We start from the raw sequence: 25259 nt of genomic DNA, 5'->3' as shown, positions 1-25259 counted from the left end.
GCGCAGGGCACGATAACCGCGGGGTACGACAGCAGGCTCAGGCCGGCACGTCGAGGAAGTGCTCGACGATGGGCGGCCCGGCGAAGTGCGGCCCGATCAACGCCCGCCACTGCGCGAACCGTTCGGTGGCCCGGAAGTTCTCCTCGTGCGCCTCGACCGAGTCCCACTCGACCAGCAGCACGAAACGGGTCGGGGACTCGATGCCGCGTGTCATCCGCACGGACCGGCAGCCGGTCGCGCCGGCGAGCACCGGGTGCCCCTCGGCGTACGCGGCGGCGAACGCGTCCTCGTGTCCGGGCAGTACGTCGATGAGCGCGACCTCAAGCACCATGTCGGACAGCCTCGCACGGCGGGCCGGGGCGGGGGTGTCGCGGGGTCTGTTCCGGTGCCGACGGCGCACCTAGGGTGGCACCGTGATCATTGACTGGCTCACCAGCGTCGCCTTCCGGGTGGCCGGCACGGCCACCACCTGGGCGGAGTTGCTGGGGTTCGCGACCGGCGTGCTCAACGTGTGGCTGGTGGCCCGGCAGAAGATCGCCAACTGGCCGGTCGGCATCGCCAACGTGCTGCTGCTCATGGTGTTGTTCTGGACCGCTGGTCTGTACGCCGACGCGGGGCTCCAGGTCGTCTACGTCGCGCTCGGCTGCTACGGCTGGTGGCACTGGTTGTTCGGTGGCGAGCGGCGCAGCCGGCTCACGGTGAGCCGGACCGGGCGACGAGAGTGGTTGCTGCTGGCGGTCGCCGGGGTGCTGCTGACCGGCGGGCTGTGGGCCCTGCTGGATTGGGCCACCGACTCGACCGTGCCGCTGCCGGACGCGTTGACCACGGCGCTGTCCCTGCTGGCCACCTACGGGCAGACGCGTAAGCGGGTGGAGAGCTGGTGGCTCTGGATCGCCGCCGACCTGATCTACATCCCGTTGTACGCGTACAAGGGGCTGCACCTGACCGCCGTCCTCTATGTGGTCTTCCTCGCCCTGTGCGTGCTCGGGTTGCGTGCCTGGCGGGCGGACCTGCGTCGGGCCGACCTGCCGACCCCGGTCCCGCCCGGCGCGGCACCGGTCACCGCGTGAACGCCAGACCGCCGAATCGCGCGCCGACAGCGGAGGGCGCGCCGACGCCCCGCCGTGCCCCGACAGCCGGCCACCCGGCGCGCGCCCCGGAGTTCGGGCACGGGTTGGTGGTGGGCAAGTTCTACCCGCCGCACGCCGGGCACCACGCGCTGATCGGGGCCGCCGCCGCCCGCTGCGGCGAGGTCACCGTCGTCGTGGCGCCCTCGCGTCGGGAGTCGATCCCGCTCACGCTGCGGCTCGACTGGTTGCGGGAGGTGCACGCGGACACCCCGTGGGTCCGGTTCGTCGGCCGGTACGACGATCACCCGGTCGACTACGACGACCCGGCCGTCTGGGATGCGCACTGTGCGGTGTTCCGGGCGGCGGTCGGGCCGCGCAGGGTGGACGTGGTGGTCTCGTCCGAGGCGTACGGGGTGGAGCTGGCTCGCCGCTTCGACGCCGTACCCGTGTCGGTGGATCCGGATCGGCGGACCGTGCCGGTCTCCGGCACGGCGGTCCGCGCGGATCCGGCGGGTCACTGGCGGTTTCTGAGCCCTCCGGTGCGGGCCTGGTTCGTCCGGCGGGTGGTGGTGGTCGGCGCCGAGTCGACCGGCACCACCACGATGGCCGAGGCGCTCGCGGCGCACTATGGCACGCCCTGGGTGCCGGAGTACGGCCGGGAGTTGACCGCCGACAAGCTGGCCCGGCTGCGGGAGCGCGACCCGCGGGCGAGCGTCTTCGACGTCACCTGGGACCGGGACGACTTCCGCACGGTGGTCCGTGAGCAGCAGGCGGCCGAGGACGCGGCGGCCCGGATCAGCGGACCGCTGCTCATCTGCGACACCGACGCGCGGGCCACGGCGGTGTGGGAGGAGCGTTACCTGGGCAGCGCGTCGCCGCAGGTGCGGGCGGCGGCCCGCCGGCCGGCGCTGTACCTGCTGACGGATCACCGGGACGTGCCCTTCACCGACGACGGGCTGCGCGACGGCGAGCACCTGCGGGCCTGGATGACCGAGCGGTTCCGTGGCGAGCTGGCCGGGTGCGGGGTGCCGGTGGTGGAGTTGGCCGGGACGCACGCCGAGCGGTTGGCACGGGCGGTACGCGCGTGTGACGACCTGCTGACCGTCGGGTGGTCGCTCGGCGACCCGATAACCGCACCCGACCTGCACTAGCCTCCTAGGAAACCACAGCGCGTGTGACACCAGCGGCCGTCACACCAGCGGCCGTCACGCCGCGGTACGACCCTCCGGACCCGGCCCTCGATATTCCCCGGCGACGGGTGGGGGGCGCCACCGGCTGCCCGGGGTGTGATCACGGCGCGTGGTGGGCAACAATGGTCAGCGAGGAGGGGAGTATTCCTTCGCAACGGAGTCGTCAGCACGGTCGATCGTCGGAACCTCGGCGACCCGACCCGGCTCCGTAGGTCGCCGTTCCGTTCGCGGGCGGCGGCGGAAGAGACCTCCGACAGTCACCAGAGTGAGCGACAGCGGCACACCGGCCTCTCCGGGGGCGTACGGTGTGCCCGACGCCGCGTGTCTGCCGGAGGAATGAACGTTGGACGTGTCCGGATTGGTGTGGGCGGGAACGCTGGTCGTACTGACCGCTGTCCTGCTCGTCGACCTGTTGATCATCGGTCGACGCCCGCACGAGCCGAGTGTGCGTGAGTCGAGCCTCTGGGTCGGCTTCTACGTGGGTCTCGCCCTGCTCTTCGGCGTGGGTGTCTGGTTGACCGCGGGCGCGAGCCCGGCGGGGCAGTTCTACACCGGTTGGCTCACCGAATACAGCCTCTCGGTGGACAATCTCTTCGTCTTCGTGATCATCATGGCGCGCTTCGGGGTGCCCCGGCAGTACCAGCAGAAGGTCCTGCTCGTCGGCATCGTGCTGGCACTGGTGATGCGCGGTGGCTTCATCGCCGCGGGTGCCGCGCTGATCTCCCAGTTCTCCTGGGTCTTCTACATCTTCGGCGCGTTCCTGATCTACACCGCGGTCAACCTGGCCCGGCAGGGTGAGCCGGACGAGGACGAGTTCTCCGAGAACCTGCTGATCCGGTGGAGCCGCAAGGCGCTGCCGATCTCCAAGGACTACGACGGCGCGAAGCTCACCACCCACGTGGCCGGCAAGCGGCTGTTCACCCCGATGCTGATCGTGATGATCGCGATCGGCACCACCGACCTGATCTTCGCCCTGGACTCGATCCCGGCGATCTTCGGCATCACCCAGGAGCCGTACCTGGTCTTCACCGCGAACGTGTTCGCGCTGATGGGCCTTCGTCAGCTCTACTTCCTGCTCGGTGGCCTGCTCGACCGGTTGATCTACCTGAGCTACGGCCTGGCCGTCGTGCTCGGCTTCATCGGGGTCAAGCTGGTGCTGGAGGCGTTGGCCGACAACCAACTGCCGTTCATCAACGGTGGCGAGCACGTCGGCTGGGCGCCGCACATCCCGATCTGGTTGTCGCTGCTGGTCATCCTCGGCACCCTGGGCGTCGCCACCGCCGCCAGCCTGATCAAGTCCTCCCGGGACCGACGCCGCGAGCTGGCCGACGCCCGACGCTGATCTGTCGCCGGCCGGGTGCGGGACCCGCGCCCGGCCGGTGAAGGGCTGGTTTCGGAAGTGCTGGCCGGCCTCCGCCGGGCCCAACCGCCGCCCGGCGGCGTTGTCGCGGTGTCCGGATACCACACCGGTATCCGGACACCGCTCCGCCTTGCCGGACGACGCCTGGACTCCGGCTCGGCTCGACCGACACCTCCGAAACCAGCTCTAGACCCGGTGCGCGCCCACCAGCGTCGCGGTCCGGTCGGCGGGCAGGGGCTCCTCGATGACCCGCCGCCGCCGGTAGCAGGCGTGCAGCATCCGCCGCTCGCCGCCGTTGCCGGGCGGGGCGGTGACGATGCCGATGTGGTGGATCTTGCGGCCGGGTCGGGCGAAGAAATAGAGATCACCCGGGCGTTCCGCCCCCAACGCCAGCGGGGTGGTGGCGACGGCCTGGTCGTCGGCGTCGCGGGGCAGCAGCACCCCGAACCGCCGCCAGGCCAGGTGCACCAGCCCGGAGCAGTCGATGCCGTGCGCGGAGAGACCGCCCCAGATGTAGACCACGTCCAGCAGCCGCTGCGCCACCGCGAGCGCCTGCGCCGCGGCCGGTGCCCCGGCCGACGGGGCGACGAGATGGTCGTCGGGCAGCCAGAGCGGCGCGGCGTGACCGGGGACGTGCACCGGCCGCCAGTCGTCGCGCGGGGGCCCGGCCGGGACGAGGCGGGTGCCGACGACGACGCCGGGCAGCACCACCGGGCCGTTCGGAGCGGCGTGCAGCCCGGTGACGGTGGAGTCCACCACCAGCGGCGGGTCGGTGCCGGTGTCGGTGGACGGATCGACGGGGGTCAGCTGCTCGCTGGGGAGCCAGCCCGGGTAGCCGCGCGGGTCCAGCTTGGCGGCGGGCTGCTCGACGGCGACGACCCGGGCCCAGCCGTCCGGTCGCAGCTCGCTGACGAGGACCCGCTCGCCGAGCAGGAGTTGGCTCAGCACGCAGTCGCCGACCTGCTGGTCGGTGTCCAGGCCCGCGACCCAGGCCAGGATGTCGGCGCCGGCGGTCAGGGCCGGATGGTCGACCGGGCGGACCGCCTCGGGGGAGGTCCACAGCGTCGCCACCGCGACCCGGACGACGGCCTCGCGGCCCGGTTGCAGCTTCACGTCAACCCCCAGATCGAGCCGGCTGTCCAGGGCACCCTATGAAAGAAACCAACGCTCATCAACCACGCGCCTGCACCTTTGCTTCAGTGAGGCCAGAGATGCCCAGGCCAGGGGCATCGGGCAACACCACAGTCGCCCCTTCGTAGCGTATTCCTCCCTGCACCGGCGACCACGCCAGCCACCAGGCGGCGTCCAGGTCGGGCACCGCCGTGGTGCCGTACGCGGCGACCAGGCTCGCCGCCGCCCCGATGCCGACCTGACTCTCCATCATGGAGCCGACCACCGTGCCGAGCCCGTGGGCGGTGGCCAGTTCGAGGAGGGTACGCGCCGGGTGCAACCCGCCGCACTTGGCCAGCTTGACGTTGACCAGGTCGGCGGCCCGACGACGGATCACCTCCACCAGGTCACGGACCCCGAAGACCGCCTCGTCGGCCAGGATCGGCACCGACACCCGGTCGCTGACCCAGGCCAGCCCGTCCAGGTCCCAGCGGGCCACCGGCTGCTCGACCAGCTCCACGTCGAGGCCGGCGTCCTCGATGCCCCGAATCACCCGGACCGCCTCCCGGGGCGTCCACCCCTGGTTGGCGTCGAGCCGGATCCGCACACCGGGGCCGACGGCCGCGCGAACGGCCCGCACGCGGTCCAGGTCAGTGCCCGCGTCGGTGCCGACCTTCAACTTCAGCACGCCGAAGCCGTCCGCCTGCCGCTGCCGCGCCGCCGCCGCCAGGTCCACCGCGTCACCCGCCGCGAGTGTGACGTCCGTCGGCACCCGCAGCGTGGTGCCCCCGAGCAACCGCACCAGGGGTACGCCCAACCGCCGGGCGGCGAGGTCGTGCAGGGCGACGTCCACCGCGGCCTTCGCCGCCTCGTTGCCGACCACGGCGCGCTGCACCTCGGCACACCGGGCCACCAGGTCGTCCGGGTCACGACCGATCAGCTGGGGGCCGAGCAACTCGCCTACGCACGCCCGTGCGCCGGCGACCGACGCACCGGTCACCTGCCAGACCTGGGGGGCCTCGCCGAAGCCGGAACGGCCGTCCGAGTCGACGAGCTCGACGACGAGGGTGTCCACTGTGGTGGTACGACGCAACGCGGTGACGAACGGGGTGTGTAAGGGGGCCGAAACCCGGTGGGTGCGTACCTCCGAGATCGTCATGTCAGGCACCCTATACGCAGGCGCACGTCGGGATGGGAGACCGGATGACCGGGCAGGGCTGGGAGCTGGTAGGTGCACCGAACGCACGCGATCTGGGCGGGCTCGTCGGTGCCGACGGGAGGCGGGTCCGGGTGGGGCAGTTGCTCCGCACCCCCGCGTTGGGTCGGCTGACCGACGAGGATCTGCCGGTGCTGGCGAAGCTGGGGCCCGCGTGCGTGCTCGATCTGCGCGCCCCCGCGGAGATCGAGGTCGCCCCGGCGGATCGGCTGGCCGGTGAGCCACGGGTAGTGTGCCTGCCGGTGCACGACCCGGAGCACCCGGTCTTCACGTACGTGTCGGCGGTGCTGCTCGGCCACGACCTGAACGCGTACGCGGAGCTGGCCCGGCAGGGCACGACGGGGGCGATGGCGGCCATCTACCGGTGGTTCGTCACCGGGGAGTCGGCCCGGGTCGGCTTCGCGGAGGCGGTGCGCCTGGCCGCCCAGCCGGAGAACCTGCCGCTGGTCTACCACTGCTCCGCCGGCAAGGACCGCACCGGCTGGCTGACCGTCATCCTGTTGACGGCGCTCGGGGTGGACGAGGCGGCCATCCGCGCCGACTACCTGCGCAACAACGAGCTGACCGACAGCCTTCGGGCGGTGATCGTGGAGGCGATGCGACGGCGGCAGCCGGAGCTGGACGTCGACGCGGTGCTGCCGGTGTTGGAGGTCCGCGCCGAGTACCTCGACGCCGGCTACGACGAGGTACGCCGGGTGCACGGCTCGTTCGACGCGTACCTGCGCGACGGGTTGGGATTGACCGACGAGACCCTCAGCGCGCTGCGGGCGCAGCTGTTGGAGTGACCGGCGTGCGCGGGGGTGTGCCGACGTGGGCGGCCAGGCCGAGCACGATCAGCGCCTGGCCGGCGGCGTAGGTGGCCATGACCAGCACGGGCGCGCCCGGTGGTTGGGCCACCTCGGCCACCCCGGCGGCGATCAGCAGGTCGGAGCCGAGGAACAGCGCGGCGCCGAGACCGACCCGCCAGCCCTGGGTGGCGGCGGTGGTGGCCATCGTGGCCAGCGCGAGCGCGTAGCCGGCCACCGGCACGGCGAGCCCCACGTCGGTCAGCCCCGCCCACATCCACCACAGCGCGACGACGGTCAGCACCGCGTACCCCAGGGGGACCGCGAGCAGCGGCGCACGCCGCAGCGCGGTCGCGGCGCCGTGTCGGGTGAACGCCGCGACGTAGCAGAGGTGCGTGCCGAGGAAGCAGGCCATGCCGGCGAGGAACCAGCCGGTGCCGTCGATCATCAGGGCGACGTCGCCGCCGGTGGCGAAGGCCAGCGCGACGAGCACCAGCCGGTCCGGTCGGGCTCCGCGCTCAGCGCTGACCCGCAACAGGTAGGCGGCCAGCAGCGGCATCAGCAGCGGCTTGGTGAGCAGGAAGCCCACGCCCCCGCCGGTGGCGTTGGCCAGCAGGTTCGCCGCCGTCACGACGAGGAAGACGATGAGGACGGTGCGACTGCGGGGCATCGGCGGCTCCGGGGTGGGGGTGCGAGCAGCGTAGCCGTACCGGCGGGTAATGGTCAGAGCTGGTGACGGGCGGCCCAGACCTGCGCGGAGATGTGCGCGAGCAGCCGGCAGGCGTCGTCCTCGACCTCGTCGTCACCGCCGGCCAGGTCGGTGGTGGTGCAGACGGCGATCAGGTACGGCGGGGCGTCGTCGGGCAGCACCAGCCCGGCGCCGTGTCGGACGCCGCGAACCCAACCGCTCTTGTGCGCGATGCGGGTGCCCTCGGGCAGGCCGGCGGCCAGGTCCTCGCGGTGCTCCTGGGCGAGGAGGACGTCCAGCATGGCCGCGCAGCCGGCGGGCGAGGCGAGCCGACCCGGGGTGCCGGCCCCGGCGGCCAGTGCGCCGAGCAGGGCGGCCAGGTCGGCGGCGGTGACCGTGTTGGTGATGCCGGCCTCGCGGGCGGCGAAGTCCTCGATGCCGCGGCCCGTGACACTGGTGCCGGCACCGGCCCGCGCCCACACGTCGGCCACCGCGGGCAGCCCGACGTGACCGATGACCAGGTTGGTGGCCAGGTTGCTGGATCGCACGATCATGCGGTCGGCCAGCCAGCGCAGCGACGCGGTGCCGCCGAGCCGGTCCCAGACCGTGTCGTCGTTGTCGTAGGGCTGCGCGCAGGAGAACCGTGGCGCGCCGGGCTGGGCGGAGTCGAACTCGTTGACCACGGGGACCGGGGCGTCCAGGTCCAGCGTGCCGGCCTCGGCGGCGCGGTGCAGGGCGGCGAGCACCGCCACCTTCATGGTGCTGGCCGCGTAGTGGGCGGCGTCCGGGTGGCGGGTCCAGGTCGGCGGCGCGTCGGGTCGGCCCACGTACGCCGAGACGGTGCCGGGCACCCTGTCCAGGTGGGCGTCGAGATCATCCCAGGTCATGCCGGTGACCGTAGCCGATCAGCGGCAGCGGGTCGGGCTGGCCCGCGTACTCCCGAGGGGAAACGGACGGGCGCGCCGGCCGCAAGCGGCCGACGCGCCCGGTGTCGGGTGCTGGTGGGGTCAGCCGGCGTGCTTGCGGCGGGCGGTGGCCCGGCCCCGCAGCTGCTGGTCGAGCACCACCTTGCGGATCCGGACCATGGCCGGGGTGACCTCGACGCACTCGTCCTCGCGGCAGAACTCCAGTGCCTGCTCCAGCGAGAGCTTGCGCGGCGGGACCAGCTTCTCGGTCTCGTCGGAGGTCGACTGCCGCATGTTGGTGAGCTTCTTCTCCTTGGTGATGTTGACGTCCATGTCGTCGGAGCGGGAGTTCTCCCCGACGATCATGCCCTCGTACACCTCGGTCGTCGGGTCGACGAAGAGCTGACCGCGCTCCTGCAGGTTGGTCATCGCGAAGGCGGTGACCGCGCCGGCCCGGTCGGCGACCAGGGAGCCGTTGTTGCGGGTACGCAGCTCACCGAACCACGGCTCGTAGGACTCGAAGACGTGGTGCAGGATGCCGGTGCCCCGGGTGTCGGTGAGGAACTCGGTGCGGAAGCCGATCAGGCCGCGCGCCGGGACCAGCCACTCCATCCGGATCCAGCCGGTGCCGTGGTTGACCAGCTGCTCCATCCGGCCCTTACGGGTGGCGAGGAGCTGGGTGATCGCGCCCAGGTACTCCTCCGGCGCGTCGATGGTCAGGCGCTCGACCGGCTCGCAGGTCTTGCCGTCGATCTCCTTGGTGACCACCTGCGGCTTGCCGACGGTCAGCTCGTAGTTCTCCCGGCGCATCTGCTCGACCAGGATGGCCAACGCCAGCTCACCGCGGCCCTGCACCTCCCAGGCGTCCGGCCGCTCGGTGGGCAGCACCCGCAGCGACACGTTGCCGATCAGCTCCTTGTCGAGCCGGTCCTTGACCATGCGGGCGGTGACCTTGGCGCCCTTGACCCGGCCGACCAGCGGCGAGGTGTTGGTGCCGATGGTCATCGAGATGGCCGGCTCGTCGACGGTGATCAGCGGCAGCGCGACCGGGTTCTCGAGGTCGGCGAGGGTCTCACCGATCATGATCTCCGGGATGCCGGCGACGGCGATGATGTCGCCCGGGCCGGCGGTCTCGGCCGACGTGCGCTCCAGGCCCTCGGTCATCAGCATCTCGGAGATGCGGACCCGGTGGGTGCTGCCGTCGGTGCGGCACCAGGTCACCGTCTGACCCTTGTTGATGGTGCCCTGGCGGACCCGGCACAGCGCCAGCCGGCCGAGGAACGGCGAGGCGTCGAGGTTGGTGACGTGCGCCTGCAACGGCGCGCCCTCGTCGTACGAGGGCGGCGGGATGGTGTCGAGCAGGGTGCGGAACAGCGGCTCCAGGGAGGTGCTGTCGTCGGGCACCGAGCCGTCGGCGGGCTGGGTCAGCGAGGCGATGCCGTCGCGGGCGCACGCGTAGACGATCGGGAAGTCGATCTGCTCCTCGTCGGCGTCCAGGTCGAGGAAGAGCTCGTAGGTGTCGTCCACGACCTCCTTGATCCGGGCGTCGGGCCGGTCCACCTTGTTGATCACCAGGATGATCGGCATCCGGGCCCGCAGCGCCTTGCGCAGCACGAAGCGGGTCTGCGGCAGAGGGCCCTCGCTGGCGTCGACGAGCAGCACCACGCCGTCGACCATGGTGAGGCCGCGCTCCACCTCGCCACCGAAGTCGGCGTGGCCGGGGGTGTCGATGATGTTGATGGTGACCGGGTCGGAGCCGTCCGCCGGCAGGTAGCGCACGCCGGTGTTCTTGGCCAGGATCGTGATGCCCTTTTCCCGCTCCAGGTCACCCGAGTCCATCACCCGCTCGGTGTTCTCGCCCCGGGCGCCGTACGCCCCGGCCTGCCGCAACATGGCGTCGACCAGGGTGGTCTTGCCGTGGTCGACGTGAGCGATGATGGCGACGTTGCGGAGGTCGGTGCGAAGCTGCATACCCTCTATCCTTCCGCCTGCGCTCGCGCAGGCTGCGTCGGGGTCACCCCCAGGTGCCCCTGATCTATGGTGAAACTGCTGTCCGGGTGGTTCCCCCGGCTGGCATGCTGGCTCCCGTGTCCCGGGGGCCTGAGTGCACGACCTGCTGACCTGGGTGCAGGGTCTGCCCACCCTGTGGATCTACCTGGTCGCCGCGCTGATCGTGGCGGGCGAGACCGCGGTGATCTTCGGCCTGCTCGTGCCGGGTGAGGCTACCCTGCTGCTCGTCGGTTTCCTCACCTACAACGGTACCTTGCGGCTCGGGCCGGCGTTGCTGGCGATGATCGTCGCGGCGGTCGTCGGTGATGGGCTGGCCTTCCGCGCCGGACGGCGGTACGGCCCCCGGCTGCGTGCCGGGCTGGGTCACCGGGTCGGGCCCCAGCGGTGGGGCCGGGCCGAGGCCATGCTCGCCCGGCTGGGTGGTCGGGGCGTGTTCGCGGCCCGTTGGGTGGCCTTCGCCCGCACGCTGGTGCCCCGGTTGGCCGGCGCGGCCGGTATGCCGTACCGGCGGTTCGCGCTGTGGAACCTGGCCGGGGTGGTGACCTGGGTGGGCGGCTCGGTCCTGCTCGGTCACCTCGCCGGTGAGTCGTACGACACGGTCTCCCGACTGCTCGGCAGGGCCACCGGGGCGGCGCTGGTGCTGCTGGCCGGCCTGTTGGGTGTGGTGCTCGCCGGCCGGTGGCTGGGCCGCAACCCCGACCCGGTACGCGCGCTGCTGTCCCGGGCGGGCGCGCTGCCGCCGGTGCGCTGGCTCACGGCCCGCTACGGGGTGCTGTTCTTCCTGGTGGCCATGCGGATCGGGCCGGGCTGGACGCTGCTGCTCAATCTGGCCGCCGGGCTCCTGCTGCTCTTCGCCGCCGGGCTCGCCATCGCGGGTCTGCTCGCCGTGGCGGTGCGCAACAGCGGGTTGGCCGCCCTGGACGGCGCCGTCGCGGGCTGGTTCGCCTCCCGGCGTACCCCCGGTGCCGCCGACGCCACGATGCTCGTGGTGTCGGTGGTACGAGGGTCGGTGCTGATCGTGCTGGTGGCACTGGTGGCGGCGGCGCTGGCGTGGCGTAACCGACCCTGGCGGGCGGATCTGCTCAGCGTGGTCGGCACGGTGGGTGCGTTCGTGCCGCTGGTGGTGCTGGCCGTGGTCGCCGAACTGACCGGGCCGCACGGCGGCGCGCCGGGTGGCGGCGAGTCGGCCCCGCTGCCGACCCAGAACGCCGTGGTCGCGGCGAGCCTGTGCACCCTGGCCTGGCTGGTGTCCCGCAGTTCCCGCTGGCCGGTGGCGGTGGCCGCCTGGACAGCCGCCGCCGCGGGGGTGCTCGGGATCAGCGGCGCACGGCTCTACCTCGGTCTGGACACGGCCAGCGGGACGGCCGCGGCGGTGCTGCTCGGGGTGCTGTGGACGGTGGTGTTCGTGGTGGCGTGGGCCACCAGGGACCGGGCGGTGGGGGATCTGGAGCAGCCTGCGGAGCAGGCCCAGCCTCCGTCGCAGGGGCACCGCCGCCCGGTTGAACCTTGCTAGGGTGCGGCGACCATCACAGCGGGGAGGCCGGGGCATGGTTCGACGGACGAAACGGCTGGGCACCGCGGTGCTCGCCGGGTTCCTGGTCGTGAGCGCGCTGGTCGGTTGCGCCGCCAAGGGGGAGAGCCCGCAGGGCGTGTCCGCGCCGGTGGCGGTCACCGACGCGCCGACGGACGCCCCCGCCGACGAGGCCACCGGGGAGCCGAGTCCGTCGGTGAGCGCCGTGGAGTCGATGGGTGCCGCGCCGAGCAGCAGCGCGACGCCGACGAAGAAGCCGACGAAGAAGCCGACCCGCACGGCGCCGAAGCCGCTCGCCGTGGCGAAGCCGCCCACCGAGACGCAGGTCCCGCCGGCCCCGCCGAAGCCGGCGCCGAGTTCCTGCAAGCCGACGTACAAGGGCACCCAGGCGAGCCGGGCCGAGGTGAAGGCGGCGCTGACCGACGCGGCCGGGCGCACCTACTGGCCGACGTCCGCGCCGGACATCAAGGTGCCGCTCACCCTGCTCAAGGCCACCGCCTGGCAGGAGAGCGGCTGGCAGTCCAACATCTACGCCTGCGACGGCGGGGTCGGGCTGATGCAGGTCATGCCGGGCACCGCGACCTGGATGAACCAGCGGTTCGAGAAGAGCTACGAGATCGACGCCTACCGGGACAACGCCTACCTCGGCGCCACCTACCTGGCCTGGGCGACGAAGTACATCGGCGACATGTACTTCGAGTCCGACTACCGTCTCGATCCGGCCCTGTGCACCGCCGAGCTGAATTCGTGCCTGATCAACGCGGTCATCGCCGCGTACAACTTCGGGCACGGCGCCGTGGCGCAGGAGGGCAAACCCCTGGCCATCCCCAACCCGTCGTACGTGCGCAACGTGCGGGCGCTGATGACCGAGTGCGTCTGCCTGGACTACTGACCTCGACGGGGGCCGTGGCGGTGTCGCCCCGGCCCCCGCCGCACCGGTCGGTCAGTCGCGGGCGGCGACCGCCTCCGGTGACGCCGGGATGCCCTCCGGCCGGTCGCGGGTGATCCGCCCGGGCCACCAGAAGCGCTCACCCAGCATGAATGCCAGCGCCGGCACCAGGACCGTGCGCACCAGCAGGGTGTCCAGCAGGACGCCGATGCAGACGATGATGCCGATCTGGGTCAGTGTGATCAGCGGCAGCACGCCGAGCACGGCGAAGACCGCGGCGAGCAGCACCCCGGCGCTGGTGATCACTCCGCCGGTGACCCGCAGGGCGGAGAGCATCCCGTCGCGGGTGCCCGCGCTGCGGGCGTCCTCCCGGGCACGGGTGACCAGGAAGATGTTGTAGTCCACCCCGAGCGCCACCAGGAACACGAAGGCGAGCAGCAGCACACCGCTGTCCAGGGCGGGGAAGCCCAGCACGTGGTCGAAGAGCAGCCACGCCGCGCCGAGGCTCGCGAAGAACGACGCGATCACGGTGAGCACCAGCAGCAGCGGTGCGAGCAGACCGCGCAGCAGCAGCACGAGCACGGCGCCGACCAGCAGCAGGATGATCGGCAGGATCAGTCGCAGGTCGCGGTCGTTGGCCTCGTCGGAGTCGTACGTGGCGGCCACGGAGCCACCGACGATCGCCCCGGACGGCGCGTCGGCGCCGGCGGCGGCCGGGGGAGCGGAGTCGGGAACGGCGGCGACCGCCTCGCGCAGCGCCTCGACCGCGCGGTCCGAGGCGGTGGTGCCGGGCTCGGCCTCCAGAACCACGTCGACCTGGGCCACCGTGTCACCGGCGTCACCGGGGCGCGCCGAGGCCACACCGGGCACGGCGCTGGCGGCCTCGGTGACCGCCCGCACCGCCGCCGGGGTGGTGAGCACGGCCACCGGCTGGGTGCTGCCGGCGGGGAAGGCCCTCGCGAGGGTCTGCGCCCCGGTCACCGCCTCGGGCTCGGCCCGGAACTGCTCGGTCTCGGACAGGCCGGTGCGGATCCCGAGGCCGCCGAGGGCCAGACCGCCGAGCAGCAGCGTGGCCAGCACCGCGACCACCACCGGGCGGCGCTCGACGGCGGTGCCGAGCCGGCCCCAGAGCCGTCCCTCACGGGCCGGGCCACCGACGCGGGGCACGAACGGCCAGAACAGACCCCGACCGAAGAGCACCAGGACGGCGGGGAGCACGAACAGGGCCGAGAGCATGGCGAAGACCACACCGGTGGCGCAGGCCACCGCCAGCGCCCGGTTGGTTTCCTGCTCGCTGAGCAGCAGCGTGAGGACGCCGAGGATCACGGTGCCGCCGCTGGCGAGGATGGGCTCGGCGGTGCGGCGCAACGCGGCACGCATCGCTGCGAACCGGTCCTCCTCGCGCCGCAGCTCCTCCCGGTAGCGGGCGATGAGCAGCAGCGCGTAGTCGGTGGCGGCGCCGAAGACCAGCACACTGGCGATGCCGGTGACCTGGCCCTGCTGGAGGTTGATGCCGACGGCCGGCACGATGGTGTCCACCGCGCGCAGGGTGAGCTGCTCGGTCGCCGCGACCACGGCCAGCGGCACGATCCACAGGAACGGGCTGCGGTAGGTGATCAGCAGCAGCACCGCCACGACGGCGGCGGTCACCGCGAGCAGGGTGATGTCGGCGCCGTCGAACACCGAGGAGAGGTCGGCGGTGAAGGCGGGGGAGCCGGTCACCTCGACGGTCAACCCGGGCAGGTCCGCCAGGGCGGTGCGCAGCTGGGTCACCGTCTCGGTGACGGCCTCCTGCCCGCCGGCGGTGTCGACCGGGACGGCGATGAGGGCCACCGTGCCGTCCGGGGAGACCTGTGCGGGGCTGACCTGCCCACCCACCGCGAAGCGGCGCAGGTCGCCGGCGCGGGCGTCGACGCTGGCCCGGTCGGCGTCGCTCAGCGCGGCCCGGTCGCCCCGGCTGACCACCACGATGGCCGGTTGCACGTCGCTGGACGGCAGCTGGTCCTGGAGGCGCTGCACCTGGGTCGACTGCCACTGCACGGACAGGCCGGTGGCGGAGACCGGTGCCGGGTTGTCCGGCTGGGGTGTCCCGAAGACGGCCGCGGCGACGACGATCGCCGCGGCCACGGTGAGCCAGGCGGCCAGCCGGCCGCGGGCGACTCTGGTGAACACAGACATCAGGTGACCTCAGGGTCCTTCGGAAGCCAAGTATCTTGACTGTCGAGATTATCGGCGGCTGTTCTATGCTGCAACCCGGGGAACCGACGACGGGAAGAAGCGGCGCGAGGTGGCGACTCACGGCATGTACCGACGGCGCGACACGCGCCGCGAGCAGCTGGTCGCGGAGATCACCAACAACCTCCGGCGGTACGCGGTGGACGCCCAGCAGGTCGGCCACGCCTTCGCCAACCTGCACGGGCTCAACCCGACCGACCTGCAGGCCCTGATCGCCGTGATGGACGCCGAGCTGCTCGGTGATCCGATCACCCCCGGCCGGCTCGGTGAGCAGCTCAACCTCTCCTCCGGCTCGGTCACCGCCCTGATCGACCGGCTCGAGCGGGCCGGCCACATCCGCCGCGACCGCGACACCGTCGACCGGCGCAAGGTGCTGCTGCACTACGCCGACCAGGGCGCCGCCCTGGCCATGCGGTTCTTCCAGCCGCTGGGCGCCCGTACCGACACCGTGATGGCCCGCTTCGGCGAGGACGAGCTGGAGATCGTGCACCGGTTCATGGCGGAGATGAGCGAGTCTCTGCGGGGCCACCGCGACGCGGTACGCGCCGCCCGGCCCGAGTCGCCCCGCCGCCCGACGGGCTGACCTCGGTGCCGGACCGGCTCGCCGCCCGCCTCGCCGCCGCCGCGCTGCGGCTGCCACCGACCCGGCCCGGCCCGGTGCGGGTCACCCGCGACATCCCGGTCCGGGCCCGCGACGGCGTGGTGCTGAGCACCGACCACTACGCCCCGGCAGGCCCGGACGCGCCGACCGTGCTGATCCGCACCCCGTACGGGCGGGGCGGCCCGCTGCGCCTGCTCGGCCGGCTGCTCGCCGCGCGGGGCCGGCACGCGGTGATCCAGTCCTGCCGGGGCACGGACGGCTCCGGTGGGACCTTCGCCCCGCTCGTGCACGAGCGCGACGACGGGTCGGACACCCTGGACTGGCTGCGCCGCCAGCCCTGGTGGGCCGGCCGGCTCGGCATGTTCGGGGTCAGCTACCAGGGCTTCGCGCAGTGGGCGCTGGCCGCCGACGCCGGCGAGGAGCTGCGCGCGATGGTCGCGGTGGTGACCGCCTCGGCCACCCGCGACTCGACGTACGCGGGGGAGTCCTTCGCCCTGGACACGGTGCTGACCTGGGCGGAGCTGCTGCACGCGCAGACCGTGCCGTGGCTGGCCCGGCAGTGGGAGCTCAAGCGCGGGCAGCCCCGGCTGGCCGCCGCGCTGACACACCTGCCGCTCGTGGACGCCGACCGGGTGGCCACCGGCGTGACCATCCCCTTCTTCCAGGAGTGGCTGCGCCACCACAGCCCGGACGCCGTCTACTGGCGGACCCGGGTCTTCGCCGACCGGGTGGCCCGGGTGCGGGCGCCGGTGATCATGGTCACCGGCTGGCACGACATCTTCCTGCCCGCCCAGCTCGACGACCATGCCACCCTGTGCGCCGCCGGCGCCCAGCCGCGACTGGTGATCGGCCCCTGGACACACGGCAGCCCCGGCCTGTTCGTGGCCGCCCTGAGCGAGGGGCTGGCCTGGCTCGACGAGCACCTGACGGCCACGCCGCCGGCGAGCGAGCACCCACTCCGGAAGGCCCCGGTACGGCTGCACGTGAGCGGTCCCGGCGGCGGCTGGCGGGACCTGCCGGCCTGGCCACCACCGGCGGTCGAGACCGCCTGGCACCTGCATCCGGGCGGTGAGCTGGCGGTACGCCCACCGGTGACCTCGACGCCCGACGCGTTCCGCTACGACCCGGCCGACCCCACCCCGTCGCTGGGCGGGCCGCTGCTCGTCGCCCAGCGCGCCGGCCCGGTGGACAACCGGCCCGTCGAGGCCCGCCCCGACGTGCTGACCTATACCAGTGCCCCGCTGACCGGGCCGGTCGAGGTGATCGGCCCGGTACGCGCCGAGATCCACGTCCGCAGCGAGCTGCCACACCTGGACGTCTTCGTGCGACTGTGCGACGTGGACCAGCGGGGTCGCTCGTGGAACGTCTGCGACGGTCTGGTGCGGGTGACACCCGACCGCTTCCCGGTCGACCCCTCCGGGGCGCTGCGGGTCCCGGTGCCGCTCTGGCCGACCGCGTACCGGTTCGCCGCCGGGCACCGGCTGCGGGTGCAGGTCGGCGGCGGCGCCCATCCGCGCTGGGCGCGCAACCCCGGCACCGGGGAACCCCTCGGCACGGCGATCACGCTGCGTGCCGGCTGGCGGCAGGTTCTGCATGACCCGGCGCACCCCTCGGCGCTGCTGTTGCCGATCGTCCACTCTGCCCCAGCACAGTCTCCTATCTGAACAGAGCCCACCTGAGCTGGGCATTCACCGCAAATGCGGGCTATGGTTGGGTCAACGCCCGGCGCCGTGCATCAGCAGACCGGGCTCGCCCAAAGCCCAGCACCGCGTACGCGGTGTGACGTCGTGCCCGGTCCCCGCCCCATTCGAGAGGGGGACCCCATGACCCGGGCCCCGGCTAATCTGTTGGCCCTCAGAACCCTGCTCCTCACTCACCTCGACAACGCCCCCGGCCCGGACGACCTGGACCCGGCGGAGGTCGGCATCGTCGGCGATCCGGCCCACCGCGGCGGCTACCACTGCGGATCGGACCGGGTGGTCACGAACGACTACTCGGTGGTCGAGTCACCGCGCGACCGGGCCGGGCTGACCCTCGACGCGGCGGCGCTGGACGTCGGCCAGTTCGAGGTCCGCTCCGGTGGCCGCACGCACACCATGGCCAGCTTCTCGGTCTGGTGCGTGGCCCAGTGTGCCGCGAACGCGGCGGACACCCGGGACATCCGCGAGATCATCTACAGCCCCGACGGCAAGACGGTGAAGCGGTGGGACCGCCTCGACAAGCGCAGCACGGGCGACAGCTCGCACCGCTGGCACACCCACTTCAGCTTCTTTCGTGATGCCATCAAGGCGGGCCGCGACCAGCGGCCATTGTTCCGCCGCTATCTCAGTTCCATCGGACTCCTGGAGGACGACGACATGACCCCCGAAGAGCACAACTGGCTGGCCACCGTCCACAAGAACCTCACCGTGCTCGACGGTCGCAACCCGATCGGGCAGATCTACACCCGGATGGCCGAGGGCCGGGACGAGACTGGTGCCCCGGTGACCGGAAACTGGAACCTGCAGGCGATGACGAAGCAGCTCACCGCCCTGCAGGCCACGCTCAACGCACTGGCCGGAAAGGACTTCACCGACGAGGCGGCGATCATCGAGGGTGTCCTCGCAGGGCTGACGCCGGCTGATATCGCCGCGGCCATCCCGCCCACCATCGCCAAGCAGGTCGCCGACGAGTTGGCCCGCCGACTGGTCGCCTGAGCGGGGGGCGGCCCGTTCGCCGCCGGGCCGCCCCTCTTCGCAGTTCCGGTCCGCAACAACTGTTGGGCAATATCTGTTGCACAAGAATTGTTGCGGATGCCATCGTGGCGGTATGGAGATGCCCGACGTACGCCAGATCACCGATTCGCGGGTGCTGGCCGCCATGGCCCACCCGCTGCGTCGCCGCCTGATGGACGTGCTCAAGGTGCACGGCCCCTCGACCGTCGGCCAGCTCGCCGAACGCACCGACCAGGCGCCGGCCAACGTCAGCCACCACCTCAAGGTCCTCGCCGCCGCGGACCTGGTCACCGAGGCCCCCGAGCTGGCCCGGGACCGGCGCGAGCGGTGGTGGCGGCTCGTCACCCGAGCACTGCGCTGGTCCAACGCCGACTTCGACGCCGACCCGGCCGCCCGGGCGGTCGCCGACGCCGCCACCTCGCTCAACCTGGACCGGCACGTCGCCCTGGCCCGGGCGTGGCACGCCGCTGACGAGAGCACCCAGGCGACCTGGGACGACGCCCCGTTCTCCACCGACCACTGGCTACGCCTCACGCCCGCCGAACTGGCCGAGCTGAGCCGCGAGATGATCGACCTCCTCGCGCGCTGGGCCAACCGGGACCTGCCCGACGACGATGACGACGCCGGCCGCCGGCCGGTCTTCGTGTTCGTCCACGGCGTGCCGGCGCGACCGTGACCGCCGCCACCCGCAGCGACCCGACGCCGGTCCGCCCGGCCGGCGGGTTGCTGCGGCACCGCGACTTCCGGCTGCTCTGGGCCGGCCAGGCCATCAGCAGCGTCGGCAGCAACGTCACCACCGTCGCGTTGCCCCTGGTCGCGGTCGCCGTCCTCGACGCCGGCACCTTCCAGGTGGCGGTGCTCACCGCCGCGGCCTGGCTGCCCTGGCTGCTGATCGGCCTGCCGGCCGGCGCGTGGATGGACCGGCTGCCCCGCCGGTCGGTGATGGTGGTGTGCGACCTGTTCTGCGCGCTGGCGTTCCTCAGCGTGCCGCTCGCCGCCGTGCTGGGCCGGCTCACCGTGGCGCACCTGCTGGTGGTCGCCCTCAGCGCCGGTGCCGCGCGGGTCTTCTTCGAAACCGCCGACCAGGTGTACCTGCCGGTGCTGCTGCGACCCGAGCAGCTGCCGGAGGGCAACGCGAAACTCCAGGCGACCCAGACCGTCAGCTACGTCGTCGGGCCCGGCCTCGCCGGCCTGATCGCCCAGCTCACCGGTGCCGTCGTCGCGCTGGTGCTGGACGCGCTCACGTTCCTGCTCTCCGCCGTCCTCCTGCTGCGGATCCGCACGGTCGAGCCGCGCGCACGCCGGGCCGACCGGTCCCGGTCACTGCGCCGCGACATCGGCGAGGGGCTGCGCTTCGTCATCCGGGACCCGTACCTGCGGGTGCTGGCGGTCTTCGGCGCGGCCAGCAACATCGGGCTGATCGGCTACCAGGCCGTCCTGGTGGTGTTCCTGGTCCGTGAGTTGCGCCTCGAACCGGGCCTGGTGGGCGCGCTGGTCGCGGTGATGAGTGCCGGAGGAATCGTCGGCGCGCTGCTCGCCACCACGCTGGGCCGGCGCTACGGCACCGCGCGGGCGCTGCTGATCGGGGCGGTGTTCACCGGGCCGCCGGCGCTGCTCATCCCGCTCGCCGCACCGGGCATCGGATTGGCCTGGCCAGCCCTCGGCGGCCTGCTGATCGGCCTCGGCGTGGCCATCGGCAACGTTGTCAAGGGTGCCTTCCGGCAGACCTACACACCGCACCACCTGCTGGGCCGGGTGACGGTGAGCATGCATCTGCTCAACTACGGCACGATCCCGCTGGCAGCCGTGCTGGCCGGTGCGATCGGCGCGCGCTACGGCGTCGGGACAGCAATATTCGCGATGACCGCCTGGTTGGCGCTCACCCCGTTGATTCTGTTGATCGGGCCGATCCGGAGGCGGCGGGACCTGCCCGCCGCCCCGGCGGCGTCTTGAGTGCGCTGCGACGGCGGCCGGAGACCGGCCGCCGTCACCGGCACGGAGCTACATCGGGCGGACGTTGTCCGCCTGCGGACCCTTCTGCCCCTGGGTCACCTCGAACTCGACCTTCTGGCCCTCGTTGAGCTCCCGGTAGCCGCTCGACGCGATCGCGGAGTAGTGGACGAACACGTCCGGCCCTCCGCCATCCTGCTCGATGAAACCGAAGCCCTTTTCCGAGTTGAACCACTTAACCGTGCCGGTTGCCATGCATCTCTCCCTGTTCAAAGCGGCTGACCCTCGGCCTCTGGCCGATGATCGCCCGTACCTGTCCGACAGTAACGGGCGAAACCCCGATCCGCTGGCCGAAGTGCCGTAGGTCTTCGTGTGAAGTCGAGTGAACTCTGCGCGGCGGCATGTGAAACCCGCCCCGATCACCCGTCGCTGGGGCATGCTTGCGCCGATGACAGGTGCCGCAGCCGACGCGCTGACCGAGCTGGAACGCGAAATCGGCGCGCCAGGCGCCGGCCTGGACCGGCTCCGGTTGGTCCCCACCCCGTTCGTGCCCGAGGTGCGGCTGCACCTGGCCGAGGACGCGATCGTCTGGTGGGCCCGGATGGAAGCCGCCGCCGGGCACGCCCTACCGGCGCCGTACTGGGCGTCCGCGTGGGCGGGAGGTCAGGCACTGGCCCGTCACCTCCTCGACCACCCGGAGCTGGCCGCCGGTCGCCGGGTGCTCGACCTCGCCGCCGGGTCGGGACTGGTCGCCATCGCCGCCGCGCTGGCCGGCGCCACGCAGGTGACCGCCAACGACATCGACCCGTACGCCGTCGCCGCCGTCACGCTCAACGCGCGCGTCAACCGGGTCGCCGTCGACGCCGTCGGGGACGACCTGCTCGACAGCGCCGACGCGAAGGCCGACCTGGTGGTCGCCGGAGACGTCTTCTACGACCGCGCGATGGCCGACCGGATGCTGCCGTTCCTCCAACGGGCCGCCGCGGCGGGCGCCGACGTGCTGGTCGGGGACCCCGGCCGGGGCCACCTGCCGACGGACCGCCTGACCGTGCTGGCCGACTATCCGGTGCCCACCACCGAACCGTCGGTCGACTCGTCGCTACGCCGCGTACAGGTGCTGCGACCCGTCTGAGTGTGGACGCCCCTCAGGGGCGACCCCGAGACCGATACCAGGGGTGGCTGGGGGCTGAAACCGGATGTCCGAAGTGGTGCGGCGGCCATAGCGTACGAGGCATGACGCAATGGCTGGCCCAGATCGGTGAACTGCCCGTTCTGCTGCTGATGGGTGCGCTCGGGCTCGTCATGCTCTTCGACGCCGTACCCCTGCTGGGTGTCCTGATCCCCGGCGACGTGGCGATCCTGGCCGCCGTCGGCGTGGGCCGCCCGACCACCGGGCTGGCCACCTTCGCCGCAGTCCTGGTCGGTTGCCTGGCCGGCTGGTCGCTGAGCTTCCTCATCGGCCGCCGCTACTCCGAGCAGCTACGGCACAGTCGGGTCGGCGGCTGGATCGGCGAGACGCGCTGGACGGCGGCGGAGGGCATCCTGCGTCGCGGTGGCGGTCGGATGATGGTCGTCGCGCCCTTCCTGCCCGTGTTCAACGCGCTGCTTCCGCTGGCCGCCGGCGGGCTGCGGATGTCGTACCGCCGATTCCTCGGCTGCGCCGCACTCGGCGCGACCGCCTGGGCCGGTCTCTACCTCGCGCTGGGCACCGCGTCGCGGTCGCTGGCCGGGCTGCTGCCGGGGGACCCGAGCCCGCTGCTGGTCACCATGGGGGTCGGGGTGGTGTTGGCTTCCGTCGTGCTGCTGGGGGCTCGGCGGCGGTTGTTCGCTGTGACTGGCTGAGGTTGCTGTTTGGGTCGGTGGTTGCTCGGCCGGTCGGTGGTTGCGGTTGAGGGGCGGGCCTGCCGTGCCCGGCTCCGGGCGGTCAGGCTTGATCCCTGCGCCGGGCACGGCAGGCCCCGCCCCCGTTGCGGGCGCGGCTCGTGCGAGCGCGCCGCCGCCGTCGGGGGTTGAGAGATCTTGAGGGTGAACGGTCAGCGTTTCGTTGGGGTTGCTGCTGGTCTGTTACCAGCCTCTTGCTTTCCACTGGGGGAGGGCTGGGCGTTCGGCTCCCAGGGTACTGTCGCTGCCGTGGCCGGGGTAGAACCAGGTGTCGTCCGGCAGTTGGTCGAACAGCTTGTGCTCGACGTCGTCGATCAGCGCGGCGAAGCGCTCCGGGTCCTTGTCGGTGTTGCCCACCCCACCGGGGAAAAGACTGTCACCGGTGAAGAGGTGCGGGGTGCCGGCCGGGTCGCGGTAGAGCAGCGCGATCGACCCCGGGGTGTGCCCCTTGATGTGGATGACCTCCAGCGCGCAGTCACCCACCGCCACGGTGTCGCCGTCGGCCAGACGCTCCGCCTCGATCGGCAGCCCGGCGGCGTCGTCGGCGTGCACCAGCGCCCGGGCGCCGGTCTTGGCGACCACCTCCTCCAGCGCCACCCAGTGATCCATGTGCTGGTGGGTCGTCACCACGGCGGTGAGCCCACCGTCGCCGATCAGCTCCAGCAGCCGGGGCGCCTCGTTGGCGGCGTCGATCAGCACCTGGTCACCGGTGCCCGTGCAGCGCAGCAGGTAGGCGTTGTTGTCCATCGGGCCCACCGACAACTTGCTGATGGTGAGCCCGTCCAGCTCCCGTACCGCCGGCGCGCCGCCGTGCGTGACGTCTCCGCTGTAAGTCATGAGGTTTCTAGATCCATTCCGGTGGAGTAGGCAGGGGACCGTCGGGCGTGACGGAGAGCGGTTCGCCGCCGGCACGGCCGATCAGCCAGGCGGCGAGGTCGGAAACGGGACCGGCGACGATCGGGGCGCCGTCGCGGTCGCCGAGCACCACGTCGTGCTCGCTCCCGTCGAGGCGCAGCACCATCGACGGCGGTGTCGGCCCGGTGGCGTGGTGGCTGGCGGCCTCGCGCAGCAGTCGGTGGGCGAACGTCTCCGACCAGTCGGCCGGCCCGTAGTCGGCGGCCAGGTCGAGGTGGTGCACCTCGATCTCCCGCAGCCGGCCCCAGACCAGCAGCGCGGCCGGCCAGGGGCCCATACGCGCCTGCACCGTCGCCGCCCAGGCCTCGGCCGGCATCGCCGTGACCGCTTCGGCGAACAGGTCGGCGGTGCGCCGCAGGTCGTCCAGGTGCTCGCCGGGCGGCCGGCCCGCGCCGGCGTCGATGTCCGCGGTGCGGGCCGCCAGCGAGGAATACATCGGCAGCGCCTGCCCGGTGCGGGCCGCGGTGAGCAGGTTGACGAAACCGTCGGCGTTGCGGGCCAGATGCGCCAGCACGTGCCCGCGCGTCCAGCCCGGCAGCCGCGACGCGGCGGCCAGGTCCGCGGCGTCGAAAGCAGCGGCGGTACGCAGAAGTCGGCTGGTGGCCGCGTCCACCTCGCCCATCAGCAGCAGCGGGTCCGTGGTCACCCGTCGACCCTAGCGGTCCGCCGTCGCGACGTCGCCGGGGAAATCGCTTTCGGCGCGTCGGCGCGCGACCTACCGTCAGCGGCAGACGCGGCACCGGGACATCGGACGGAGGTGGTTGATCATGCCGGACCTGGCACGCGTGTTCCGCCATCACCAGCTTCGACACCGATGAGGATGCCATGACGATCGATCTGACCGCCCTCGGCTGGGACGCCGAGCGGGCGGCGTACGCCGAGCGACGCGGCGAGCACCACCCGGGTCGGGTGGCCCGGGTGGACCGGGGCGTCTGCACCGTGCTCACCGCGACCGGCCCGCTCCGGGCCAGCCTGGGCGGGGCGGTGCTCGCCGCCGCCGCCCGGGACCCGTCCGCGCTGCCCTGCGCCGGGGACTGGGTCCTGCTCACCCACTGGCCGGACCGCCGCGTCACCGTGGAGGCCGTGCTGCCCCGGCGGGGCGCGCTGATCCGGCGTACCGCCGGCAAGGACGCCAGCGGCCAGGTGCTGGCCGCCAACCTCGACGCGGCCGCCGTGGTGGAGCCGGTGCACCCCGAGCCGGACGTGGGCCGGATCGAGCGCCTGCTCGCCCTGGCCCACGAGTCCGGCGCCCGACCGCTGGTCGTACTGACGAAGGCCGACCTCGCGGCCGACCCGGCCGCGCTGGCCCGCCAACTCGCCGCCGTCGCACCGGGCGTGCCGGTGCTGCCGGTCAGCGCCGAGCGTGGCACCGGGCTGGAGCCACTGCGCGCCGAGGTGACGCCCGGGCGCACGCTCGGCCTGCTGGGGCCCTCCGGTGCCGGCAAGTCGAGCCTGGTCAACGCCCTCGCCGGCACCGTGGTGATGCCAACACAGGCGATCCGCCGGGTCGACGGCAAGGGTCGGCACACCACCACCTGGCGAGCCCTCGTACCGATCCCCGGCGGGGGCGCGGTGATCGACACCCCCGGTGTGCGGGCGGTCGGCCTGCTCGACGGCGCCGCCGGGCTCGACCGGGCGTTCGCCGACATCGCCGGGCTGGCCGAGGGCTGCCGGTACGCCGACTGCGGGCACGACGGCGAGCCGGCCTGCGCGGTCCGCGACGCGCTGCACACCGGGGAGCTCTCCACCCGTCGGTGGGAGAGTTGGCGTCGGCTCCAGGGTGAGGTGGCCCACGAGAGCCGACGGCGGGAGGCGCGGGTGGCGGCGGAACGGCGCGGCGGATGGCGGTCGGCCCGACGCCGGTCGGCCCGGCCGCCGTCGCCCGGGGGCTACTGACCGGCTGCCGGCTGCCGGCTGCCGGCTGCGGGCAGCGGGCTGCGGGCTGGCGGCCGGCGGGCGCTCGGCGCGGGCCGCGGGCGCTCGACGCGGTGCGGCCGACCGGGCTGAGCTGGGGGAATGTGCGGGCGAGGGAAACTGTCGTACCTCGGGGCTAGAGTTGCCGAGGCGTGTTTTCCGCGCCCGCACGACCGCTCACAATCACCCAGAGCGGGACAGATCCTTCGCTTCGTCTTCTCCCGGGAGTACACGCACCGTGGCCGACCGACTGATTATCCGTGGCGCGCGCGAGCACAACCTGCGTGACGTCAGT

General features: G+C 72.8%; 24 protein-coding genes. 14 read left to right on the top strand and 10 right to left on the bottom strand.

The features are described 5' to 3' along the window. Nucleotides 1-37 precede the first annotated feature (37 nt). Complete coding sequence (locus LADH09A_RS01080) at nucleotides 38-331, bottom strand: antibiotic biosynthesis monooxygenase family protein (RefSeq protein ID WP_238642849.1); 294 nt, start codon at nucleotides 329-331, stop codon at nucleotides 38-40. Between the two features lie 82 nt (nucleotides 332-413). Here LADH09A_RS01080 and pnuC point away from each other — a divergent pair, with 82 nt between their 5' ends. The 3 genes from pnuC to LADH09A_RS01065 all read left to right on the top strand — a co-directional run bounded on the left by pnuC (nucleotide 414) and on the right by LADH09A_RS01065 (nucleotide 3602). Then, nucleotides 414-1070: a nicotinamide riboside transporter PnuC gene (gene pnuC, locus LADH09A_RS01075; protein WP_238642848.1), complete on the top strand. Its 657-nt coding sequence runs from the start codon at nucleotides 414-416 to the stop codon at nucleotides 1068-1070. Further along, nucleotides 1067-2221, top strand: coding sequence for an AAA family ATPase (locus LADH09A_RS01070; protein WP_238642847.1), 1155 nt, complete (start codon nucleotides 1067-1069; stop codon nucleotides 2219-2221). Before pnuC ends, LADH09A_RS01070 begins: the two co-directional genes overlap by 4 nt. A gap of 382 nt (nucleotides 2222-2603) precedes the next feature. After that, a complete protein-coding gene (locus tag LADH09A_RS01065; protein ID WP_238642846.1) occupies nucleotides 2604-3602 on the top strand; it encodes a TerC family protein in 999 nt (332 codons plus the stop codon). A 204-nt stretch (nucleotides 3603-3806) separates the two neighbouring features. Here the strand turns inward: LADH09A_RS01065 and LADH09A_RS01060 are convergent, their stop codons facing one another. Further along, on the bottom strand, nucleotides 3807-4733 hold the full coding sequence (locus LADH09A_RS01060) for a C40 family peptidase (protein WP_238642845.1): 927 nt from the start codon (nucleotides 4731-4733) through the stop codon (nucleotides 3807-3809). 58 nt (nucleotides 4734-4791) lie between these two features. Beyond that, nucleotides 4792-5889, bottom strand: a complete 1098-nt coding sequence (locus LADH09A_RS01055; RefSeq protein WP_238642844.1) for a mandelate racemase/muconate lactonizing enzyme family protein — start codon at nucleotides 5887-5889, stop codon at nucleotides 4792-4794. A gap of 44 nt (nucleotides 5890-5933) precedes the next feature. On the opposite strand from LADH09A_RS01055, the gene LADH09A_RS01050 reads away from it, so the two are divergent. After that, a complete protein-coding gene (locus LADH09A_RS01050; RefSeq protein ID WP_238642843.1) occupies nucleotides 5934-6731 on the top strand; it encodes a tyrosine-protein phosphatase in 798 nt (265 codons plus the stop codon). Here LADH09A_RS01050 and LADH09A_RS01045 read toward each other — a convergent pair. The 3 genes from LADH09A_RS01045 to typA all read right to left on the bottom strand — a co-directional run bounded on the left by LADH09A_RS01045 (nucleotide 6700) and on the right by typA (nucleotide 10295). Further along, on the bottom strand, nucleotides 6700-7401 hold the full coding sequence (locus LADH09A_RS01045) for a lysoplasmalogenase (RefSeq protein ID WP_238642842.1): 702 nt from the start codon (nucleotides 7399-7401) through the stop codon (nucleotides 6700-6702). The two genes, LADH09A_RS01050 and LADH09A_RS01045, sit on opposite strands and share 32 nt — an antisense overlap. A 53-nt stretch (nucleotides 7402-7454) precedes the next feature. Next, nucleotides 7455-8306, bottom strand: a complete 852-nt coding sequence (locus tag LADH09A_RS01040; protein ID WP_238642841.1) for a serine hydrolase — start codon at nucleotides 8304-8306, stop codon at nucleotides 7455-7457. A gap of 120 nt (nucleotides 8307-8426) precedes the next feature. Then, nucleotides 8427-10295, bottom strand: a complete 1869-nt coding sequence (typA, locus tag LADH09A_RS01035) for a translational GTPase TypA (RefSeq protein WP_238642840.1) — start codon at nucleotides 10293-10295, stop codon at nucleotides 8427-8429. 133 nt (nucleotides 10296-10428) lie between these two features. On the opposite strand from typA, the gene LADH09A_RS01030 reads away from it, so the two are divergent. Together LADH09A_RS01030 and LADH09A_RS01025 are read left to right on the top strand one after the other, a co-directional pair. Then, entirely contained in the window at nucleotides 10429-11847 is a 1419-nt protein-coding gene (locus tag LADH09A_RS01030; protein ID WP_238642839.1) for a DedA family protein, read from the top strand. 34 nt (nucleotides 11848-11881) lie between these two features. Next, nucleotides 11882-12757 carry a lytic transglycosylase domain-containing protein gene (locus tag LADH09A_RS01025; protein ID WP_238642838.1) on the top strand — a complete coding sequence of 292 codons (876 nt, stop codon included), beginning with the start codon at nucleotides 11882-11884 and terminating at the stop codon, nucleotides 12755-12757. Between the two features lie 51 nt (nucleotides 12758-12808). Here the strand turns inward: LADH09A_RS01025 and LADH09A_RS01020 are convergent, their stop codons facing one another. Then, a complete protein-coding gene (locus LADH09A_RS01020) occupies nucleotides 12809-14932 on the bottom strand; it encodes an MMPL family transporter (RefSeq protein ID WP_238642837.1) in 2124 nt (707 codons plus the stop codon). A gap of 124 nt (nucleotides 14933-15056) precedes the next feature. On the opposite strand from LADH09A_RS01020, the gene LADH09A_RS01015 reads away from it, so the two are divergent. The 5 genes from LADH09A_RS01015 (at nucleotide 15057) to LADH09A_RS00995 (ending at nucleotide 20257) form a co-directional block, all read left to right on the top strand. Next, nucleotides 15057-15572 carry a MarR family winged helix-turn-helix transcriptional regulator gene (locus LADH09A_RS01015; RefSeq protein ID WP_238642836.1) on the top strand — a complete coding sequence of 172 codons (516 nt, stop codon included), beginning with the start codon at nucleotides 15057-15059 and terminating at the stop codon, nucleotides 15570-15572. A gap of 5 nt (nucleotides 15573-15577) precedes the next feature. Beyond that, a complete protein-coding gene (locus LADH09A_RS01010; protein WP_238642835.1) occupies nucleotides 15578-17254 on the top strand; it encodes a CocE/NonD family hydrolase in 1677 nt (558 codons plus the stop codon). 159 nt (nucleotides 17255-17413) lie between these two features. Next, nucleotides 17414-18286: a hypothetical protein gene (locus LADH09A_RS01005; protein WP_372492200.1), complete on the top strand. Its 873-nt coding sequence runs from the start codon at nucleotides 17414-17416 to the stop codon at nucleotides 18284-18286. Nucleotides 18287-18398: 112 nt separating this feature from the next. Continuing rightward, nucleotides 18399-18980, top strand: coding sequence for an ArsR/SmtB family transcription factor (locus LADH09A_RS01000; RefSeq protein ID WP_238642833.1), 582 nt, complete (start codon nucleotides 18399-18401; stop codon nucleotides 18978-18980). Next, the gene (locus LADH09A_RS00995) at nucleotides 18977-20257 is read left to right on the top strand and encodes an MFS transporter (RefSeq protein WP_238642832.1); all 1281 of its coding nucleotides are present in this window, start codon (nucleotides 18977-18979) and stop codon (nucleotides 20255-20257) included. The genes LADH09A_RS01000 and LADH09A_RS00995 overlap by 4 nt, the downstream gene beginning before the upstream one ends. A gap of 48 nt (nucleotides 20258-20305) precedes the next feature. Here LADH09A_RS00995 and LADH09A_RS00990 read toward each other — a convergent pair whose 3' ends face one another. Then, entirely contained in the window at nucleotides 20306-20509 is a 204-nt protein-coding gene (locus LADH09A_RS00990; RefSeq protein WP_007462771.1) for a cold-shock protein, read from the bottom strand. Nucleotides 20510-20690: 181 nt separating this feature from the next. On the opposite strand from LADH09A_RS00990, the gene LADH09A_RS00985 reads away from it, so the two are divergent. Next, nucleotides 20691-21386 (top strand): class I SAM-dependent methyltransferase, encoded by a 696-nt coding sequence (locus LADH09A_RS00985; protein WP_238642831.1) that lies wholly within the window; start codon nucleotides 20691-20693, stop codon nucleotides 21384-21386. Between the two features lie 101 nt (nucleotides 21387-21487). After that, nucleotides 21488-22096: a DedA family protein gene (locus tag LADH09A_RS00980; protein WP_238642830.1), complete on the top strand. Its 609-nt coding sequence runs from the start codon at nucleotides 21488-21490 to the stop codon at nucleotides 22094-22096. A gap of 222 nt (nucleotides 22097-22318) precedes the next feature. On the opposite strand, the gene LADH09A_RS00975 is transcribed toward LADH09A_RS00980, so the two are convergent. Both LADH09A_RS00975 and LADH09A_RS00970 read right to left on the bottom strand, forming a co-directional pair. Then, complete coding sequence (locus LADH09A_RS00975) at nucleotides 22319-22972, bottom strand: MBL fold metallo-hydrolase (protein ID WP_238642829.1); 654 nt, start codon at nucleotides 22970-22972, stop codon at nucleotides 22319-22321. Nucleotides 22973-22979: 7 nt separating this feature from the next. Further along, nucleotides 22980-23696 (bottom strand): maleylpyruvate isomerase family mycothiol-dependent enzyme, encoded by a 717-nt coding sequence (locus LADH09A_RS00970; RefSeq protein ID WP_238642828.1) that lies wholly within the window; start codon nucleotides 23694-23696, stop codon nucleotides 22980-22982. 179 nt (nucleotides 23697-23875) lie between these two features. Here LADH09A_RS00970 and rsgA point away from each other — a divergent pair, with 179 nt between their 5' ends. Further along, nucleotides 23876-24946, top strand: a complete 1071-nt coding sequence (gene rsgA / locus LADH09A_RS00965) for a ribosome small subunit-dependent GTPase A (protein WP_238642827.1) — start codon at nucleotides 23876-23878, stop codon at nucleotides 24944-24946. Nucleotides 24947-25259 lie beyond the last annotated feature (313 nt).

Source organism: Micromonospora cabrerizensis, from assembly GCF_022230955.1.
Classification (GTDB): domain Bacteria; phylum Actinomycetota; class Actinomycetes; order Mycobacteriales; family Micromonosporaceae; genus Micromonospora; species Micromonospora cabrerizensis.
Note: the sequence above shows the minus strand (reverse complement) of the source record. Positions and strands in the feature narration are given on the sequence as shown.